10 protein-coding genes, 2 tRNA genes and 3 rRNA genes are annotated in these 20,093 nt (G+C 39.3%); 13 read left to right on the top strand and 2 right to left on the bottom strand.

Features of this window, described 5'->3' with window-relative positions; translation table 11 throughout:
• The first annotated feature begins 4 nt into the window (after positions 1 to 4).
• From EGX70_RS07060 to EGX70_RS07010, 11 genes are all read left to right on the top strand, one after another.
• Positions 5 to 1,051 carry an ABC transporter ATP-binding protein gene (locus EGX70_RS07060; RefSeq protein WP_000410286.1) on the top strand — a complete coding sequence of 349 codons (1,047 nt, stop codon included), beginning with the start codon at positions 5 to 7 and terminating at the stop codon, positions 1,049 to 1,051.
• Positions 1,051 to 1,983: an ABC transporter ATP-binding protein gene (locus EGX70_RS07055; RefSeq protein ID WP_000138506.1), complete on the top strand. Its 933-nt coding sequence runs from the start codon at positions 1,051 to 1,053 to the stop codon at positions 1,981 to 1,983. Before EGX70_RS07060 ends, EGX70_RS07055 begins: the two co-directional genes overlap by 1 nt.
• Positions 1,984 to 2,378: 395 nt before the next feature.
• A 16S ribosomal RNA gene (locus EGX70_RS07050) occupies positions 2,379 to 3,923 on the top strand.
• A gap of 54 nt (positions 3,924 to 3,977) precedes the next feature.
• Positions 3,978 to 4,050: transfer RNA gene (locus tag EGX70_RS07045), tRNA-Ala, on the top strand.
• Between the two features lie 152 nt (positions 4,051 to 4,202).
• Positions 4,203 to 7,099, top strand: a 23S ribosomal RNA gene (locus tag EGX70_RS07040).
• A 74-nt stretch (positions 7,100 to 7,173) separates the two neighbouring features.
• Positions 7,174 to 7,289 (top strand): 5S ribosomal RNA (rrf, locus tag EGX70_RS07035).
• Together the 16S, 23S and 5S rRNA genes with 2 tRNA genes alongside form the textbook arrangement of a ribosomal RNA operon.
• A gap of 5 nt (positions 7,290 to 7,294) precedes the next feature.
• A tRNA-Asn gene (locus EGX70_RS07030) sits at positions 7,295 to 7,368 on the top strand.
• A 139-nt stretch (positions 7,369 to 7,507) separates the two neighbouring features.
• Positions 7,508 to 8,359, top strand: a complete 852-nt coding sequence (gene ispE, locus EGX70_RS07025; RefSeq protein WP_000688172.1) for a 4-(cytidine 5'-diphospho)-2-C-methyl-D-erythritol kinase — start codon at positions 7,508 to 7,510, stop codon at positions 8,357 to 8,359.
• 85 nt (positions 8,360 to 8,444) lie between these two features.
• Positions 8,445 to 8,888, top strand: a complete 444-nt coding sequence (locus EGX70_RS07020; RefSeq protein ID WP_000217076.1) for a zinc-dependent MarR family transcriptional regulator — start codon at positions 8,445 to 8,447, stop codon at positions 8,886 to 8,888.
• Between the two features lie 2 nt (positions 8,889 to 8,890).
• On the top strand, positions 8,891 to 9,601 hold the full coding sequence (locus EGX70_RS07015; protein ID WP_001269501.1) for a metal ABC transporter ATP-binding protein: 711 nt from the start codon (positions 8,891 to 8,893) through the stop codon (positions 9,599 to 9,601).
• Positions 9,591 to 10,403: a metal ABC transporter permease gene (locus tag EGX70_RS07010; protein WP_000923270.1), complete on the top strand. Its 813-nt coding sequence runs from the start codon at positions 9,591 to 9,593 to the stop codon at positions 10,401 to 10,403. The genes EGX70_RS07015 and EGX70_RS07010 overlap by 11 nt, the downstream gene beginning before the upstream one ends.
• Before the next feature lie 210 nt (positions 10,404 to 10,613).
• Here EGX70_RS07010 and EGX70_RS07005 read toward each other — a convergent pair whose 3' ends face one another.
• Positions 10,614 to 11,645, bottom strand: coding sequence for a DNA/RNA non-specific endonuclease (locus tag EGX70_RS07005; protein ID WP_000777430.1), 1,032 nt, complete (start codon positions 11,643 to 11,645; stop codon positions 10,614 to 10,616).
• A 578-nt stretch (positions 11,646 to 12,223) separates the two neighbouring features.
• Positions 12,224 to 13,483 (bottom strand): tyrosine--tRNA ligase, encoded by a 1,260-nt coding sequence (gene tyrS / locus EGX70_RS07000; protein ID WP_001019844.1) that lies wholly within the window; start codon positions 13,481 to 13,483, stop codon positions 12,224 to 12,226.
• 110 nt (positions 13,484 to 13,593) lie between these two features.
• Here tyrS and pbp1b point away from each other — a divergent pair, with 110 nt between their 5' ends.
• Both pbp1b and rpoB read left to right on the top strand, forming a co-directional pair.
• Positions 13,594 to 15,891, top strand: coding sequence for a penicillin-binding protein PBP1B (gene pbp1b, locus EGX70_RS06995; protein WP_000472396.1), 2,298 nt, complete (start codon positions 13,594 to 13,596; stop codon positions 15,889 to 15,891).
• Between the two features lie 523 nt (positions 15,892 to 16,414).
• Complete coding sequence (rpoB, locus tag EGX70_RS06990) at positions 16,415 to 19,990, top strand: DNA-directed RNA polymerase subunit beta (RefSeq protein WP_000907187.1); 3,576 nt, start codon at positions 16,415 to 16,417, stop codon at positions 19,988 to 19,990.
• The last annotated feature ends 103 nt before the right edge of the window (positions 19,991 to 20,093 follow it).

The following is a 20,093-nucleotide window of genomic DNA, read 5'->3' as shown; positions in this document are numbered from 1 at the left end:
AATCATGGAAAAAGAAACTATTTTAAGTGTTAATAATCTTCATGTTGACTTCCACACATATGCTGGAGAAGTAAAAGCAATTCGTGATGTCAACTTTGAATTAAAAAAAGGTGAGACTCTTGCAATCGTTGGTGAATCTGGTTCAGGAAAATCTGTAACTACCAGAACTTTAATTGGTTTAAATGCTAAAAATTCAGAGATATCAGGGAATGTTCAATTTAAGGGGCGTAACCTTGTTGAACTATCAGAAGAAGAGTGGACTAAGGTACGCGGGAATGAGATTTCTATGATTTTCCAAGACCCTATGACTAGTTTGGATCCAACGATGAAAATTGGCATGCAAATAGCAGAACCAATGATGATTCATCAAAAAATTTCAAAAAAGGATGCTTTAAAATTAGCTCTTGAGCTAATGAAAGATGTAGGTATCCCAAATGCTGAAGAGCATATTAATGATTACCCACATCAGTGGTCTGGAGGAATGCGCCAACGTGCGGTTATAGCGATTGCTTTAGCTGCTGATCCTGAAATTCTTATTGCTGATGAACCAACGACTGCTTTAGATGTAACAATTCAAGCACAAATTTTGAACTTAATGAAAAAAATTCAAGCAGAACGAGACTCCTCCATTGTTTTCATAACTCATGACTTAGGGGTCGTTGCAGGGATGGCAGACCGTGTAGCAGTTATGTATGCAGGGAAAATTGTTGAATTTGGAACTGTTGATGAAGTCTTTTATAATCCACAACATCCATATACTTGGGGATTATTGAATTCAATGCCGACAACCGACACAGAATCAGGTAGTTTAGAGTCAATTCCGGGAACACCACCAGATTTGTTGAACCCACCTAAAGGAGATGCATTTGCAGCTCGTAATGAATTTGCATTAGATATTGATCATGAAGAAGAACCACCGTACTTCAAAGTTTCAGAAACACATTTCGCTGCTACATGGCTTTTAGATGAAAGATCACCTAAGGTGCTTCCTCCATTACCGATCCAAAAACGTTGGGAAAAATGGAACGAGATTGAAGGGAGGAAAGCCTAATGACTGAAAATCGAAAAAAATTAGTTGAAGTCAAAAATGTTTCTTTGACCTTCAATAAAGGAAAAGCTAATGAAGTGAGAGCAATTGATAATGTTAGTTTTGACATTTATGAAGGTGAAGTGTTTGGATTAGTTGGGGAATCTGGATCAGGAAAGACAACCGTTGGACGTTCAATTTTAAAACTTTATGATATTTCTGATGGAGAAATTACCTTTAATGGAGAAGTGATCTCACATCTGAAAGGTAAAGCATTACATAGTTTTCGTAAAGACGCTCAGATGATTTTTCAGGATCCTCAGGCTAGCTTAAACGGCCGTATGAAGATTCGTGATATCGTAGCAGAAGGTTTAGATATACATAAATTAGCTAAATCAAAATCAGATCGTGATAGTAAAGTTCAGGCCCTATTAGATCTTGTAGGGTTAAATAAAGATCATTTAACACGTTATCCGCATGAATTTTCAGGTGGACAACGACAACGTATCGGGATTGCACGTGCTTTAGCAGTAGAGCCTAAATTTATCATTGCTGATGAACCAATATCTGCCTTAGATGTTTCAATCCAAGCACAAGTTGTTAATTTAATGCAAAAATTGCAAAGAGAACAAGGATTGACTTATTTGTTTATCGCACATGATTTGTCTATGGTAAAATACATTTCAGATCGTATCGGTGTTATGCATTGGGGGAAACTGTTAGAAGTTGGAACATCTGATGATGTTTATAACAATCCAATCCACCCTTATACGAAGAGTCTATTATCAGCTATTCCAGAACCAGATCCGGAGAGTGAACGTCAACGTGTTCACCAGCCGTATAATCCAGCTATTGAGCAAGACGGACAAGAACGTCAAATGCACGAGATTACCCCTGGTCATTTTGTTTTATCTACACCCCAAGAAGCTGAAGAATATAAAAAACAAATATTATAAAAGATGGCTAGCCCATCTTTTATTTTTTTACTAATAAAATAAATTTAGGTATGGAATTTTAAACTCTATGTTATTGGTGTTAGCCAACAGGAAACTTTTTTCAGAAAATGTAGAAAAAGTATGAAAAAAGAGTTGACAAAGTAAGAGATGATGTAGTAAACTAAATAAGTTGTCTCGAGAGAGCAGTTTCTATTAGCGCGTAGTTAACAACTTAAAAAAAGTAGTTGACAAAGCAGAATAAGTTTGCTAGAATATAGAAGTTGTCTCAAGAGAGGCAAAGACCTTTGAAAACTGAACAAGACGAACGAATGTGCAGGGTGGATTTACATTGTAAATCCGTCAATGACAAAAAACAATAAATCTGTCAGCGAGACAGAAAAGAGCAAAGCTCAAACTTTAATGAGAGTTTGATCCTGGCTCAGGACGAACGCTGGCGGCGTGCCTAATACATGCAAGTAGAACGCTGAGGTTTGGTGTTTACACTAGACTGATGAGTTGCGAACGGGTGAGTAACGCGTAGGTAACCTGCCTCATAGCGGGGATAACTATTGGAAACGATAGCTAATACCGCATAAGAGTAATTAACACATGTTAGTTATTTAAAGGAGCAATTGCTTCACTGTGAGATGGACCTGCGTTGTATTAGCTAGTTGGTGAGGTAAAGGCTCACCAAGGCGACGATACATAGCCGACCTGAGAGGGTGATCGGCCACACTGGGACTGAGACACGGCCCAGACTCCTACGGGAGGCAGCAGTAGGGAATCTTCGGCAATGGACGGAAGTCTGACCGAGCAACGCCGCGTGAGTGAAGAAGGTTTTCGGATCGTAAAGCTCTGTTGTTAGAGAAGAACGTTGGTAGGAGTGGAAAATCTATCAAGTGACGGTAACTAACCAGAAAGGGACGGCTAACTACGTGCCAGCAGCCGCGGTAATACGTAGGTCCCGAGCGTTGTCCGGATTTATTGGGCGTAAAGCGAGCGCAGGCGGTTCTTTAAGTCTGAAGTTAAAGGCAGTGGCTTAACCATTGTACGCTTTGGAAACTGGAGGACTTGAGTGCAGAAGGGGAGAGTGGAATTCCATGTGTAGCGGTGAAATGCGTAGATATATGGAGGAACACCGGTGGCGAAAGCGGCTCTCTGGTCTGTAACTGACGCTGAGGCTCGAAAGCGTGGGGAGCAAACAGGATTAGATACCCTGGTAGTCCACGCCGTAAACGATGAGTGCTAGGTGTTAGGCCCTTTCCGGGGCTTAGTGCCGCAGCTAACGCATTAAGCACTCCGCCTGGGGAGTACGACCGCAAGGTTGAAACTCAAAGGAATTGACGGGGGCCCGCACAAGCGGTGGAGCATGTGGTTTAATTCGAAGCAACGCGAAGAACCTTACCAGGTCTTGACATCCTTCTGACCGGCCTAGAGATAGGCTTTCTCTTCGGAGCAGAAGTGACAGGTGGTGCATGGTTGTCGTCAGCTCGTGTCGTGAGATGTTGGGTTAAGTCCCGCAACGAGCGCAACCCCTATTGTTAGTTGCCATCATTAAGTTGGGCACTCTAGCGAGACTGCCGGTAATAAACCGGAGGAAGGTGGGGATGACGTCAATCATCATGCCCCTTATGACCTGGGCTACACACGTGCTACAATGGTTGGTACAACGAGTCGCAAGCCGGTGACGGCAAGCTAATCTCTTAAAGCCAATCTCAGTTCGGATTGTAGGCTGCAACTCGCCTACATGAAGTCGGAATCGCTAGTAATCGCGGATCAGCACGCCGCGGTGAATACGTTCCCGGCCTTGTACACACCGCCCGTCACACCACGAGAGTTTGTAACACCCGAAGTCGGTGAGGTAACCTTTTAGGAGCCAGCCGCCTAAGGTGGGATAGATGATTGGGGTGAAGTCGTAACAAGGTAGCCGTATCGGAAGGTGCGGCTGGATCACCTCCTTTCTAAGGATAAGGAAACCTGCCATTTGCGTCTTGTTTAGTTTTGAGAGGTCTTGTGGGGCCTTAGCTCAGCTGGGAGAGCGCCTGCTTTGCACGCAGGAGGTCAGCGGTTCGATCCCGCTAGGCTCCATTGAATCGAAAGGTTCAAATTGTTCATTGAAAATTGAATATCTATATCAAATTCCACGATCTAGAAATAGATTGTAGAAAGTAACAAGAAATAAACCGAAACGCTGTGAATATTTAATGAGTTTTCTAGTTTTAAAGAAACTAGGTTAATAAGGTTAAGTTAATAAGGGCGCACGGTGGATGCCTTGGCACTAGAAGCCGAAGAAGGACGTGACTAACGACGAAATGCTTTGGGGAGCTGTAAGTAAGCGCTGATCCAGAGATGTCCGAATGGGGAACCCACTAGTTAATGACTAGTATCCATATCTGTTAAGGATATGAGAAGGAAGACGCAGTGAACTGAAACATCTAAGTAGCTGCAGGAAGAGAAAGCAAAAGCGATTGCCTTAGTAGCGGCGAGCGAAACGGCAGGAGGGCAAACCGAAGTGTTTACACTTCGGGGTTGTAGGACTGCGATATAGGATTAATCATTATAGAAGAATTACCTGGGAAGGTAAGCCAAAGAGAGTAACAGCCTCGTATTTAAAATGATAGATTAACCTTAGCAGTATCCTGAGTACGGCGAGACACGCGAAATCTCGTCGGAATCTGGGAGGACCATCTCCCAACCCTAAATACTCTCTAGTGACCGATAGTGAACCAGTACCGTGAGGGAAAGGTGAAAAGCACCCCGGGAGGGGAGTGAAATAGAACCTGAAACCGTGTGCCTACAACAAGTTCGAGCCCGTTAATGGGTGAGAGCGTGCCTTTTGTAGAATGAACCGGCGAGTTACGATATGATGCGAGGTTAAGTTGAAGAGACGGAGCCGTAGGGAACCGAGTCTTAATAGGGCGTCATAGTATCATGTTGTAGACCCGAAACCATGTGACCTACCCATGAGCAGGTTGAAGGTGAGGTAAAACTCACTGGAGGACCGAACCAGGGCACGTTGAAAAGTGCTTGGATGACTTGTGGGTAGCGGAGAAATTCCAAACGAACTTGGAGATAGCTGGTTCTCTCCGAAATAGCTTTAGGGCTAGCGTCGATGTTAAGTCTCTTGGAGGTAGAGCACTGTTTGGGTGAGGGGTCCATCCCGGATTACCAATCTCAGATAAACTCCGAATGCCAACGAGATATAATCGGCAGTCAGACTGCGAGTGCTAAGATCCGTAGTCGAAAGGGAAACAGCCCAGACCACCAGCTAAGGTCCCAAAATATATGTTAAGTGGAAAAGGATGTGGGGTTGCACAGACAACTAGGATGTTAGCTTAGAAGCAGCTATTCATTCAAAGAGTGCGTAATAGCTCACTAGTCGAGTGACCCTGCGCCGAAAATGTACCGGGGCTAAAACATATTACCGAAGCTGTGGATGACACAAAAGTGTCATGGTAGGAGAGCGTTCTATGTGTGAAGAAGGTGTACCGTGAGGAGCGCTGGAACGCATAGAAGTGAGAATGCCGGTATGAGTAGCGCAAGACAGGTGAGAATCCTGTCCACCGTAAGACTAAGGTTTCCAGGGGAAGGCTCGTCCGCCCTGGGTTAGTCGGGACCTAAGGAGAGACCGAAAGGTGTATCCGATGGACAACAGGTTGATATTCCTGTACTAGAGTATATAGTGATGGAGGGACGCAGTAGGCTAACTAAACCAGACGATTGGAAGTGTCTGGTCAAACAGTGAGGTGTGATATGAGTCAAATGCTTATATCTTTAACATTGAGCTGTGACGAGGAGCGAAGTTTAGTAGCGAAGTTAGTGATGTCACACTGCCAAGAAAGCTTCTAGCGATACATATACTCTACCCGTACCGCAAACCGACACAGGTAGTCGAGGCGAGTAGCCTCAGGTGAGCGAGAGAACTCTCGTTAAGGAACTCGGCAAAATGGCCCCGTAACTTCGGGAGAAGGGGCGCTGATTTTAGATCAGCCGCAGTGAATAGGCCCAAGCAACTGTTTATCAAAACACAGCTCTCTGCTAAATCGTAAGATGATGTATAGGGGGTGACGCCTGCCCGGTGCTGGAAGGTTAAGAGGAGTGCTTAGCGTAAGCGAAGGTATGAATTGAAGCCCCAGTAAACGGCGGCCGTAACTATAACGGTCCTAAGGTAGCGAAATTCCTTGTCGGGTAAGTTCCGACCCGCACGAAAGGCGTAATGATTTGGGCACTGTCTCAACGAGAGACTCGGTGAAATTTTAGTACCTGTGAAGATGCAGGTTACCCGCGACAGGACGGAAAGACCCCATGGAGCTTTACTGCAGTTTGATATTGAGTATCTGTACCACATGTACAGGATAGGTAGGAGCCTATGATAACGGGACGCCAGTTTCGTTTGAGGCGTTGTTGGGATACTACCCTTGTGTTATGGCTACTCTAACCCAGATAGGCAATCCCTATCGGAGACAGTGTCTGACGGGCAGTTTGACTGGGGCGGTCGCCTCCTAAAAGGTAACGGAGGCGCCCAAAGGTTCCCTCAGACTGGTTGGAAATCAGTCGTAGAGTGTAAAGGTATAAGGGAGCTTGACTGCGAGAGCTACAACTCGAGCAGGGACGAAAGTCGGGCTTAGTGATCCGGTGGTTCCGTATGGAAGGGCCATCGCTCAACGGATAAAAGCTACCCTGGGGATAACAGGCTTATCTCCCCAAGAGTTCACATCGACGGGGAGGTTTGGCACCTCGATGTCGGCTCGTCGCATCCTGGGGCTGTAGTCGGTCCCAAGGGTTGGGCTGTTCGCCCATTAAAGCGGCACGCGAGCTGGGTTCAGAACGTCGTGAGACAGTTCGGTCCCTATCCGTCGCGGGCGTAGGAAATTTGAGAGGATCTGCTCCTAGTACGAGAGGACCAGAGTGGACTTACCGCTGGTGTACCAGTTGTCTTGCCAAAGGCATCGCTGGGTAGCTATGTAGGGAAGGGATAAGCGCTGAAGCATCTAAGTGCGAAGCCCACCTCAAGATGAGATTTCCCATGATTTTATATCAGTAAGAGCCCTGAGAGATGATCAGGTAGATAGGTTAGGAGTGTAATTGTGGTGACACATTTAGCGGACTAATACTAATAGCTCGAGGACTTATCCAAAAAGAGATATTGACAACGTTACGGTTTCTTGTTAGACTATAGATATTCAATTTTGAGTGAATAAGGCTCAATAGTTAAGTGATAATTGCCTAGGAGATACACCTGTTCTCATGCCGAACACAGAAGTTAAGCCCTAGAACGCCGGAAGTAGTTGGGGGTTGCCCCCTGTGAGATAAGGTAGTCGCTTAGCTATAATCCGCCATAGCTCAGTTGGTAGTAGCGCATGACTGTTAATCATGATGTCGTAGGTTCGAGTCCTACTGGCGGAGTAGATAAAGGGAGACTAACTTTGGTTAGCCTTTTTTTATTGGAATTATTATCCTTAAGATTGGCTAACATCTTAATTGTCCGAATTTGTCATTTGTTATGTTATAATATGGATATTCTATATTTTATTAGGGAGGTTTTATGAAAATTTTTGAGAAAGCTCCTGCCAAACTTAATTTAGGATTAGATATTAAAGGACGATGTGACGATGGTTATCATGAATTAGCTATGATTATGGTTAGTATTGATCTTAATGACTACGTTACCATTTCTGAGCTAAAGGAAGATTGTATTGTTATCGATTCTGATAGTAGCAAAATGCCTTTAAATAATGATAATGATGTGTTTAAAGCTGCAGATATAATCAAAAATCAATATGGTATTAATAAAGGTGTTCATATTAGATTAGAAAAATCCATTCCTGTCTGTGCAGGACTGGGGGGTGGTTCTACTGATGCTGCTGCTACAATAAGAGCTCTTAATCGATTATGGAATCTTCAAATGGACTATGACGAAATGGTTGCTATTGGTTTTAAAATTGGTAGTGATGTTCCTTATTGTCTTGGTGGGGGATGTTCGTTAGTATTAGGTAAAGGTGAAATTGTTAAACCCTTACCGACATTGAGACCATGTTGGATAGTTCTGGTTAAGCCGGATTTTGGTATTTCAACTAAATCCATTTTTAGAGATATTGATTGTAAGTCTATAAGTAGAGTTGATATTGATTTATTAAAGTCTGCTATTTTGTCATCAGATTATCAGTTAATGGTCAAATCTATGGGAAATTCACTCGAGGATATTACAATTACTAAAAATCCAGTTATAAGTACAATAAAAGAACGTATGTTAAATTCTGGAGCCGATGTTGCATTAATGACAGGAAGTGGACCAACTGTTTTTTCAATGTGTTCTACAGAGAAAAAAGCTGATCGTGTTTTTAATAGTATGAAAGGTTTTTGCAAAGAAGTTTATAAAGTTAGGTTGTTGAGATAAAAGGTTTTATCTTCTTCACCTATCTATGATTGATTCTTCTATATCTTCGTGATATAATTTACTGGTTAACAAAAAAGAGGTATATATGACAGTTTTAGAACAAAAATTAGACCATTTAGTGAGTCAAATCTTGCTTAAAGCAGAAAATCAACATGAATTATTGTTTGGTACTTGTCAAAGTGATGTTAAATTGACTAATACGCAAGAACACATTCTGATGCTTTTATCACAAGAGCAGTTGACAAATTCTGATTTAGCTAAGAAGTTAAATATTAGTCAGGCAGCTGTAACTAAAGCAGTAAAAAGTTTAATTTCTCAGGATATGTTGAAAGCGAATAAAGATTCTAAAGATGCTCGTATTACTTATTTTGAGTTATCTGAACTTGCTAAACCCATTGCAGATGAACACACACATCATCATGACAATACGTTAGGGGTTTACGGAAGATTAGTAAATCATTTTTCAAAGGACGAAAAGGTCGTTTTAGAACGTTTTCTTGATCTTTTCTCTAGAGAATTAGAAGGGTAATCATGCGATATATTACAGTTAGTGGTCTTACTTTTCAGTACGATAGCGATCCTGTGCTGGAAGGGGTTAATTACCATTTAGACAGTGGGGAGTTTGTTACCTTAACAGGTGAAAATGGGGCTGCTAAATCAACTTTAATAAAGGCTACTTTAGGTATTTTAACGCCCAAAGTGGGTACAGTTAATATCTCTAAAGAAAACAAAGAAGGAAAAAAATTACGTATTGCCTATTTACCTCAACAGATTGCAAGTTTTAACGCTGGCTTTCCATCGTCAGTTTATGAATTTGTGAAATCTGGACGATACCCTAGAAATGGTTGGTTTAGAAGACTGACTAAACATGATGAAGAACATATTAGGGTTAGTTTAGAAGCTGTTGGTATGTGGGATAATCGCCATAAAAAGATAGGAAGTTTATCTGGCGGTCAAAAGCAGAGGGCTGTCATTGCTAGGATGTTTGCTTCTGATCCAGATATTTTTGTATTGGATGAGCCAACAACTGGTATGGACGCAGGGACTACTGAGAAATTTTATGAGTTAATGCATCATAATGCTCATAAGCATGGTAAGTCTGTTTTGATGATTACTCACGATCCTGATGAAGTAAAGGGGTATGCTGACCGAAATATTCATCTTGTTAGGAACCAATCTTTACCATGGCGTTGTTTCAATGTCCATACAAACGAAATGGAGGTTGAATCAGATGCTACTTGATATGCTTTCCTATGATTTTATGCAACGAGCGCTCTTAGCAGTTGTGGCTATTAGTATTTTTGCTCCAATTTTAGGCATCTTCCTAATTTTACGTCGTCAGAGTTTGATGAGTGATACTTTGAGTCACGTTTCCTTAGCCGGTGTTGCATTAGGCGTTGTTTTAGGTATCTCGCCTACATGGTCAACTATTTTCGTTGTTACTTTGGCGGCAGTTGTATTAGAGTATTTGCGTACTGTATACAAACATTATATGGAAATATCAACTGCTATCCTGATGTCGATGGGGTTGGCTATATCTTTAATCGTTATGAGTAAAGCTCATAATGTTGGTAATGTCAGTCTTGAACAGTATTTATTTGGTTCTATTATTACTATTGGGAAGGAACAAGTGATTGCTTTGTTTGTTATTGCATTAATCACTTTTATTTTAACCATCCTATTTATTAGACCAATGTATATATTAACGTTTGATGAGGATACAGCTTTTGTAGATGGATTGCCTGTGCGTACAATGTCTATTTTGTTCAATGTTGTTACAGGTATTGCTATTGCATTAACAATTCCTGCCGCAGGTGCTCTATTGGTGTCAACTATTATGGTTTTACCAGCTAGTATTGCTATGCGGTTAGGTCGAAATTTTAAAACTGTTATTTTTCTGGGTATGTTAATTGGATTTGTGGGAATGGTAGCTGGTATTTTCCTTTCGTATTATTGGGAGACACCTGCTAGTGCAACAATAACGATGATTTTTATTGGCATTTTCCTATTAGTTAGCTTAGTAGGCTTGCTTCGCAAACGTTAAATAAAAAAATCTATCTTATTCTAGGATAGATTTTTTATTTATCTCCCTGTTTTTTTCGAATATATTTTATGAGGGATCAGTTGAGAAATTATCTCGATGAGGTATCTACTAAGTTTTCTGGCTTAAGTTGATAGAAGGGGCAATGTGAATCTATTTTTGCGTTTTAGGATAAAAAATACTACCGGCAATTTTGCCGGCAGTAAATTGTAATTATTGTGCTTCAGTAGTGCTGTGATGTTTGTGTTGATTTAACGCTTCTTGTTCAGTCATTTGAACGATATTAGCGGTATTTGCATTTTTTATGTTTTCTAAACTATACCAATAAGTATTTGAACGACCCTTATTTGCAACGTAGACGATTCTATTTTGGGGAGCTACATTATTTGTATCTGATTCAGAAGTATTAGTGTTAGTATTTTCTTCTATATCAGATGCACTTTCAATAGCTGCTTCGTTTTCATCAGCATCGCTATTTGGATCTTCACCTTCTTCTGCCTGTTTCCCATCTTCTTTGATTAGCATACCAGTTTTGTAATCAATTTTTGCGAGAGGAGACGTATTTTCTAATGTAACAGTTGTGACGCCGTATTCATCAACTTGTTCTTTGCCGCCGCCTAATTTGATTTCTAGAAGTTTTCCTTGTTTATCAATTCCAACATACTGAAGTTCAACTCGGCTAGGTACTAAATTGTTTCCTTCGTATATTGGAGTCACTTTGTAATCAAGCCAGAAATTTTTATGATTTGCCAACCAACTATCTAATCTATTTTCGTAATATAACATACCATCAGGATTATTTTCGCTAAATCCTGTATTTAGATATTTGGTCATAGTAACTAGGTTCTCAGGAACATTGTTCATTCCTGAAAATTGATAACCAACGAGGTGACCTCGGTCCATAAGCCAAGTTGTTTTACCCTTTTCAGTAGTAAATTTGTAGTTGTGCCAACCGGTTGGATTATACGTCAGTCTTTCTCTTTTTATCTTAGGCTCATCTGCATCCCTTAATTGTATGTGAGAATATGTTGCTCTTCCTAAGTTATCTAATGAACCTACCTTGATTTGCTTATTATGAGTAAACGGTAAGATTTTTTTTGAAGAAGTACTTACATACTGTGTCTCAACATGGGATGTCGTCTTATAATGTTTATCCTTAGCTTCAACATTCTGTTGTAATGCCCCAACGCATAGCACGACAGTTAATAGTGGGAGTGATTTGTATAATTGTTTAGATAATTTCATAAACCTAAACCCTTCTAAATGATATTTGTGAAGGCCTTTCACAAGTATAATTTTATCATTTTATTGGGAAAAAGTAATAAAAAAACATAACTAGTTAATTTTTTTTGGAGATTATGTTATTTAACTAGATAGTTATTAAAGTTAAATGTTATAGATATACTGTTATTACATAATAATTTTTATATGATTTGTTATTTTATTAGATTTTTTAATGGATTATTTCTTTAGCTGATTTTGATTACAAAGTTAAGGTATTCTAATCATATTTTCTTGATTTATAACATGTAAAGGTTAGAATAAATTCGTTGGTGTTAGACAGACGATATTTGTTGTTTTTATGAAAAAATTGTGGGTATTAGATATGTATATTTTTTCGATAACTATTTACTCTATGGTAAAAATTCTAAGCTGTTTGTTTGGTGTTATTTCTTAATAAAAATAAGGTAGTCATGTATAATAACTATAATTTAAAAGTTGTCTCTTCAGGAATGTTGTTCATTAATAAAAAGTGTAGTCAATTGACTACACTTTTTATTGTCTTGAAATATTATTATCAGAGTATCGATTACACTTCAAGTCTATTTAAAGTTTAATACAAAGTATTTTTTCTTTCCACGACGAATGACTGTAATTTCATTTTCAAGCTTATCATTTTCTGAGATAGTATATTCTAAATCTTGAATACGATCTCCATTAATATAAATAGCTCCATTGGAGACATCTTCTCGAGCTTGACGTTTAGAATTGACAACTCCTGAAGTGACTAGAAGGTCTATGATATTGAGGTTATCTTCCGTCTGAACGTGATAATTTGGTACTCCACGTAAACCTTGTTTGAGCTCTTTAACAGACAATCCTTTTATATTGCCAGCAAATAGCTGTTCCGTGATATTAACGGCCTCCTTATAAGCTTTTTCACCATGAACAAGAGTTACAACTTCACGTGCTAGTGTTTTTTGTGCTAAGCGTTGGTGAGGTGCTTCCTCGAATTGAATACGTATATCTTCTATTTCTTTAAGGCTTAGGAATGTAAAAATCTTAAGGAAGCGAACGGCATCAGCATCCATAACATTGAGCCAAAATTGGTACATTTCATAAGGAGAGGTTTTGTCAGCATCAAGCCAAACAGCATTTCCTTCAGATTTTCCGAATTTTTTTCCTGTAGAATCTGTTATCAATGGAACAGTCATAACATGAGATACACCATTTGATTTTCGTCTAATAAGTTCGGTTCCAGCAGTCATGTTGCCCCATTGATCAGAACCACCAATTTGCAAAGTGACATTATAGTTCTTATTTAATTCGTAAAAGTCATATCCTTGCATAATTTGATAAGCAAATTCAGTATAGGAAATCCCTGTTTCGATACGTTTTTTAACAGATTCTTTACTCATCATATAATTGACAGTAAAATATTTACCAACATCTCGTAAGAAATCAATGAAACTAATATTGCTGAACCAATCATAATTATTTACCAATACGGCTTTGTTATCACCTGTTTCAAACTCTAGAAAATTAGATAATTGACCGCGGATTTTATTACCCCAACTAACTACAGTTTCCTTTGTTTGTAAACTGCGCTCAACATCTTTAAATGAAGGATCCCCAATAAGTCCAGTTGCGCCTCCCACAAGTGCATACGGCTTGTGACCAGCAAGTTGTAAGCGACGAGAGGTTAAAATAGCAACTAAATGTCCAAGATGAAGGCTGTCAGCCGTAGGATCGTAGCCAGTATAGTAAGAGACAAAACCTTCTTCAAGAGCTTTGCGTAAAGCATCTTCGTCAGTTGTCTGAAAAACGAGTCCACGTTCTTTGAGTTCATCAAAAATATTCATCTTTTTCTCCTAATTATTAACTTGTTGTGTATCAATGTCAACTATATCAAAACTCTTTAGGATATGCAAGTTATATTAAATCTGATATAATGTAGGATGAGGTATTATTCATGTTTAAAGGTAATAAGAAGTTGAATAGTTCTAAATTAGGTGATTACACACCACTTGAATTTGGTTCTATTTTTTTAAGAATTGTAAAGCTTTTATCAGATTTCATCTATGTTATTATTTCACTATTTGTTATGCTCGGAGTAGGACTTGCAGTAGGGTATCTTGCTAGTCAAGTTGACTCTGTTAAAGTACCAAGTAAAAATAGTTTAGTGACACAAGTTAATACACTTACTAGGGTGTCTAGGTTAACTTATTCTGATAAATCACAAATTTCAGAGATTGACACTGATTTACAACGTACACCAGTGGCAAAGGATGCTATATCTGATAATATTAAAAAGGCTATCATTGCAACAGAGGACGAAAATTTCAATGACCATAAAGGTGTAGTTCCCAAAGCCGTACTACGTGCTGCAGCAGGATCTGTTCTGGGGTTTGGAGAGAGTAGCGGTGGTTCAACGCTGACACAACAATTATTAAAGCAGCAAATTTTGGGAGATGATCCGTCATTTAAACGCAAATCAAAAGAAATTATCTATGCTCTAGCATTAGAGCGTTACATGGATAAGGATTCGATTTTATCAGATTATTTAAATGTATCACCGTTTGGTCGCAATAACAAAGGACAGAATATTGCAGGTATTGAAGAAGCAGCACAAGGGATTTTTGGAGTTTCCGCAAAAGATTTAACAATTCCTCAGGCAGCTTTCCTTGCAGGTTTACCGCAAAGTCCTATTGTATATTCTCCTTATACTGCAGATGCCCAGTTGAAATCAGATAAAGATCTTAGTTTTGGTATAAAGCGCCAAAAAAATGTGTTATACAATATGTATAGAACGAGAGCTTTAACCAAAGATGAGTACAAATCCTACAAAGATTATGACATCAAAAAAGATTTTATCAAACCTGCAGTGGCGACAACAAATCATCATGATTATCTTTACTACTCGGCATTATCTGAAGCTCAAAAAGTGATGTACAATTACCTCATTAAAAAGGATAATGTTTCAGAGCATGATTTAAAAAATGATGAGACTAGAGCGACGTACAGACACCGCGCTATTGAAGAGATTCAACAGGGAGGGTATACTATTAAAACTACTATCAATAAATCTGTTTATCAAGCCATGCAGGATGCTGCAGCTCAATACGGAGGGTTGTTAGATGATGGTACTGGCAAGGTTCAAATGGGAAATGTACTAACGGACAATTCTAGTGGTGCTATTATAGGATTTATTGGTGGTCGTAACTATAGTGAGAATCAAAATAACCATGCTTTTGATACGGCACGCTCTCCAGGGTCAAGTATTAAACCGATATTACCTTACGGAATTGCTATTGATCAAGGGATGTTAGGCAGTGGTAGTGTTCTTTCAAATTATCCAACGACATATTCAAGTGGCGAAAAGATTATGCATGCGGATGAAGAAGGTACTGCTATGGTTAACCTTCAAGAGTCATTGGACATTTCTTGGAACATTCCAGCTTTCTGGACTTACAAGATGCTACGAGATCGAGGCGTTGATGTAAAAAACTATATGGAGAAATTAGACTATCCAATTGAAAACTTTGGTATAGAAAGTTTACCACTTGGTGGTGGTATTGATACGTCAGTTGCTCAGCAAACAAACCTTTATCAAATGATTGCAAATGGTGGTGTTTATCATAAGCAGTATATGATAGAAAGCATAGAGGATAGTAATGGGAAAGTGATTTATAATCACGAAAGTAAACCTGTCCGTGTCTTTTCGAAAGCAACAGCTACTATCTTACAGCAGCTATTACATGGACCAATTAACTCCGGAAAGACTACAACCTTTAAAAATCGCTTACAAGGTTTAAATAGTGGTTTAGCTGGGGTAGATTGGATTGGAAAAACGGGTACTACTAACTCAACTTCTGATGTTTGGTTGATGCTTTCTACACCTAAAGTGACTTTAGGTGGATGGGCAGGACATGATAATAATGCCTCTTTAGCGAAATTGACAGGTTACAATAATAATGCTAATTATATGGCTCACTTGGTTAATGCTATTAATAATGCAGATGGCAATACTTTTGGTAAGTCAGAAAGGTTTAGACTTGATGATAGCGTTATAAAAGCTAAAGTTCTTAAGTCTACAGGTTTACAGCCAGGTGTAGTAACAGTAAACGGTCGTCGAATCACTGTTGGAGGTGAAAGCACAACAAGTTATTGGGCAAAAAATGGACCTGGAACGATGACCTATCGTTTTGCTATTGGGGGAACTGATAGTGATTATCAAAAAGCTTGGTCTACTTTGGGTGGAAAACGATAACAGGTTTACGATACTGATAGTTTTATTTGAGGAGAATAGAGTGATCTGTTCTCCTTTTATTTTTTCCAAGATAATATGATTTAATTCTTGTATAGTCTTCTTTCAAAGAATTAGAAAAACACCAGTATGCTATGTTTAAAAATCATCGTGTTATGCTAAAACTCAAGGGTGTTGATGAACAAATTGAAATTCTAGAAGCTTCCTTGAAGTCAAGAGAATAAAACTTGATTTATTGGTGAAAATAAGTTATAATGTATGTAACTATTTGTCGTCTGTCTAGGTTGAAATATTGTCCGACCTAGATATACAGCAGTTAAATCAACTTGATAAAGTGAGATTTAGCTGCTCTTTTTGTGCCTAATTTTAAGAAAAAAGGTTATTGTAATACATATTTAAACTTTCTGAAAATTACCGCAAACGACATCTATAAGCTTGTTCTTGTTAGGCGAGCAAATGAAATAAACTCACTAAGTTTTATGAGATAAAAACTTAGTCACTCTATCTTTAAAAAGGAGCTAAAAACTTGGCAGGACATGAAGTTCAGTACGGAAAACACCGTACACGTCGTAGCTTTTCAAGAATTAAGGAAGTTCTTGATTTACCAAACTTAATTGAAATTCAAACTGATTCATTCCAAGATTTTCTTGATGCTGGCTTGAAAGAAGTATTTGAGGATGTACTTCCAATTTCAAACTTTACAGATACTATGGATCTTGAATTTGTTGGTTATGAATTAAAAGAACCTAAATATACTTTGGAAGAAGCTCGTATCCATGATGCTAGCTACTCAGCACCTATTTTTGTTACTTTCCGTTTAGTTAATAAAGAAACTGGTGAAATTAAAACTCAAGAAGTTTTCTTTGGTGATTTTCCAATTATGACTGAAATGGGTACTTTCATCATCAATGGTGGTGAACGTATCATTGTTTCACAATTAGTCCGTTCTCCTGGTGTTTACTTTAATGATAAGGTAGATAAAAATGGAAAAGTTGGTTATGGGTCAACTGTTATCCCTAACCGCGGAGCTTGGTTGGAACTTGAGACAGACGCAAAAGATATTGCTTATACACGTATTGACCGCACACGTAAAATTCCATTCACAACACTAGTCCGTGCACTTGGTTTCTCTGGAGACGATGAAATTGTTGACATCTTTGGTGACAGTGAACTTGTTCGCAATACTATTGAAAAAGACATTCATAAAAATCCAAGTGATTCTCGTACAGATGAAGCACTTAAAGAAATCTATGAACGTCTTCGTCCAGGTGAACCAAAAACTGCAGACAGCTCACGTAGTCTTTTAGTTGCACGTTTCTTTGATCCACGTCGTTATGACTTAGCGGCTGTTGGTCGTTATAAGATTAATAAAAAACTGAATCTTAAAACACGCCTATTGAACCAAACAATCGCTGAAAATTTAGTTGATGGTGAAACAGGAGAGATTCTTGCTGAAGCTGGAACCGTTATGACACGAGATGTCATTGATTCAATTGCAGAGCATATCGATGGAGACTTAAACAAGTTTGTCTACACACCAAATGATTATGCTGTAGTTACTGAACCAGTTATTCTTCAAAAATTCAAAGTTGTTGCTCCAACTGATCCAGACCGTGTTGTTACTATTGTTGGAAACTCAAATCCTGAAGATAAAGTTCGTGCCTTAACTCCTGCAGATATTTTAGCAGAGATGTCATACTTCTTAAACCTTGCAGAGGGTATCGGTAAGGTAGATGACATTGACCATTTAGGTAACCGTCGTATTCGTGCAGTTGGTGAATTACTTGCGAACCAATTCCGTATCGGACTTGCTCGTATGGAACGCAATGTCCGCGAACGTATGTCTGTACAAGACAATGAAGTCTTGACACCTCAACAAATCATTAACATTCGTCCAGTGACTGCCGCCGTTAAAGAATTCTTTGGTTCATCACAGCTGTCACAATTCATGGACCAACACAACCCTCTATCAGAATTGTCGCACAAACGCCGTCTCTCTGCCTTAGGACCTGGTGGTTTGACACGTGACCGTGCTGGATATGAAGTTCGTGACGTGCACTATACCCACTATGGGCGCATGTGTCCGATTGAAACACCTGAAGGTCCAAACATTGGTTTGATTAATAACTTATCTTCATTTGGACACCTCAATAAATATGGATTTATTCAAACACCATATCGTAAAGTAGATCGTTCTACTGGTGCGGTAACGAACGAAATTGTTTGGTTGACTGCTGATGAAGAAGATGAATTTACAGTTGCACAAGCCAACTCTAAGCTTAACGAAGACGGTACATTTGCAGAAGAAATCGTTATGGGTCGTCATCAAGGTAATAACCAAGAGTTTCCTTCAAGCATTGTTGACTTTGTTGACGTGTCACCTAAGCAAGTAGTTGCTGTCGCAACAGCATGTATTCCTTTCTTGGAAAATGATGACTCTAACCGTGCCTTGATGGGTGCCAACATGCAACGTCAGGCTGTGCCATTGATTGATCCAAAAGCACCATATGTTGGTACTGGTATGGAGTATCAAGCAGCCCACGATTCAGGTGCAGCTGTGATTGCTAAACATGATGGTCGTGTTATTTTTTCAGATGCTGAAAAAGTTGAAGTGCGTCGCGAAGATGGTTCTCTTGATGTTTATCATGTTCAAAAATTCCGCCGTTCAAACTCAGGTACTGCTTATAACCAACGTACCTTAGTTAAAGTTGGTGATCTCGTTGAAAAAGGTGATTTTATCGCCGACGGACCATCTATGGAAAATGGTGAAATGGCTCTTGGACAAAACCCAGTTGTTGCTTATATGACTTGGGAAGGTTATAACTTCGAGGATGCCGTTATCATGAGTGAGCGCCTTGTGAAAGAAGATGTCTATACATCTGTTCACTTGGAAGAATTCGAATCTGAAACGCGTGATACAAAGCTTGGGCCTGAAGAAATTACTCGTGAAATTCCAAATGTTGGTGAAGATTCACTACGTGATCTCGATGAAATGGGAATTATCCGCATTGGTGCTGAGGTAAAAGAAGGTGACATTCTTGTTGGTAAGGTAACACCTAAGGGTGAAAAGGACTTATCTGCTGAAGAACGTCTCTTGCATGCCATTTTTGGTGATAAATCACGTGAAGTTCGTGATACTTCACTACGTGTACCTCACGGTGGCGATGGAGTAGTTCGTGACGTTAAAATCTTTACTCGTGCAAATGGTGATGAATTGCAATCAGGTGTTAATATGCTTGTCCGCGTTTATATCGCTCAAAAACGTAAAATCAAAGTCGGTGATAAGATGGCCGGTCGTCACGGAAACAAAGGTGTCGTCTCACGTATTGTTCCTGTTGAAGATATGCCTTACTTACCAGATGGAACGCCAGTTGATATCATGTTGAACCCACTTGGGGTGCCATCACGTATGAATATCGGACAAGTTATGGAGCTTCATTTAGGTATGGCTGCTCGTAATTTAGGTATTCATATTGCAACGCCAGTCTTTGATGGGGCTTCTTCAGAAGACCTTTGGGAAACTGTTCAAGAAGCAGGTATGGATTCAGATGCTAAGACTGTTCTTTATGATGGTCGTACTGGTGAACCATTCGATAACCGTGTGTCAGTTGGTGTCATGTACATGATCAAACTTCACCACATGGTTGATGATAAACTTCATGCCCGTTCAGTAGGACCATACTCACTTGTTACTCAACAACCACTTGGAGGTAAAGCTCAATTTGGTGGACAACGTTTTGGTGAGATGGAGGTTTGGGCGCTTGAAGCTTATGGTGCTTCAAATGTTCTTCAAGAAATTTTAACATACAAATCTGATGATGTTACAGGACGTCTTAAAGCTTATGAAGCTATCACAAAAGGTAAGCCAATTCCAAAACCAGGTGTTCCAGAATCATTCCGTGTTCTTGTAAAAGAATTGCAATCACTTGGTCTTGATATGCGTGTCCTTGATGAAGATGACAACGAAGTTGAACTCCGTGATCTTGATGAAGGTGAAGATGATGATGTGATGCACGTTGATGACCTTGAAAAAGCACGTGTGAAACAAGAAGCTGAAGAAAAACAAGCTGAACAAGTATCTGAAGTCGTTCAAGAAGATTAAATTTATCTAGTTTATAACTAGAAGCGAATATAGAATTGATATGCAATGCTAGTCCTAGGATTTATTGAAATCCTAGCTGGGCTAGTATGATGATAAATCGAAG

Origin of the sequence: Streptococcus sp. FDAARGOS_522, from assembly GCF_003812445.1 — a bacterium.
Classification (GTDB): domain Bacteria; phylum Bacillota; class Bacilli; order Lactobacillales; family Streptococcaceae; genus Streptococcus; species Streptococcus agalactiae.
Note: the sequence above shows the minus strand (reverse complement) of the source record. Positions and strands in the feature narration are given on the sequence as shown.

What these genes read in the sequence shown, in the direction of transcription:
- EGX70_RS07060 (WP_000410286.1), top strand. Translation starts at nt 5, where the DNA reads ATGGAAAAAGAAACTATTTTAAGTGTTAATAATCTTCATGTTGACTTC.
- EGX70_RS07055 (WP_000138506.1), top strand. Translation starts at nt 1,051, where the DNA reads ATGACTGAAAATCGAAAAAAATTAGTTGAAGTCAAAAATGTTTCTTTG.
- ispE (WP_000688172.1), top strand. Translation starts at nt 7,508, where the DNA reads ATGAAAATTTTTGAGAAAGCTCCTGCCAAACTTAATTTAGGATTAGAT.
- EGX70_RS07020 (WP_000217076.1), top strand. Translation starts at nt 8,445, where the DNA reads ATGACAGTTTTAGAACAAAAATTAGACCATTTAGTGAGTCAAATCTTG.
- EGX70_RS07015 (WP_001269501.1), top strand. Translation starts at nt 8,891, where the DNA reads ATGCGATATATTACAGTTAGTGGTCTTACTTTTCAGTACGATAGCGAT.
- EGX70_RS07010 (WP_000923270.1), top strand. Translation starts at nt 9,591, where the DNA reads ATGCTACTTGATATGCTTTCCTATGATTTTATGCAACGAGCGCTCTTA.
- EGX70_RS07005 (WP_000777430.1), bottom strand. Translation starts at nt 11,645, where the DNA reads ATGAAATTATCTAAACAATTATACAAATCACTCCCACTATTAACTGTC.
- tyrS (WP_001019844.1), bottom strand. Translation starts at nt 13,483, where the DNA reads ATGAATATTTTTGATGAACTCAAAGAACGTGGACTCGTTTTTCAGACA.
- pbp1b (WP_000472396.1), top strand. Translation starts at nt 13,594, where the DNA reads ATGTTTAAAGGTAATAAGAAGTTGAATAGTTCTAAATTAGGTGATTAC.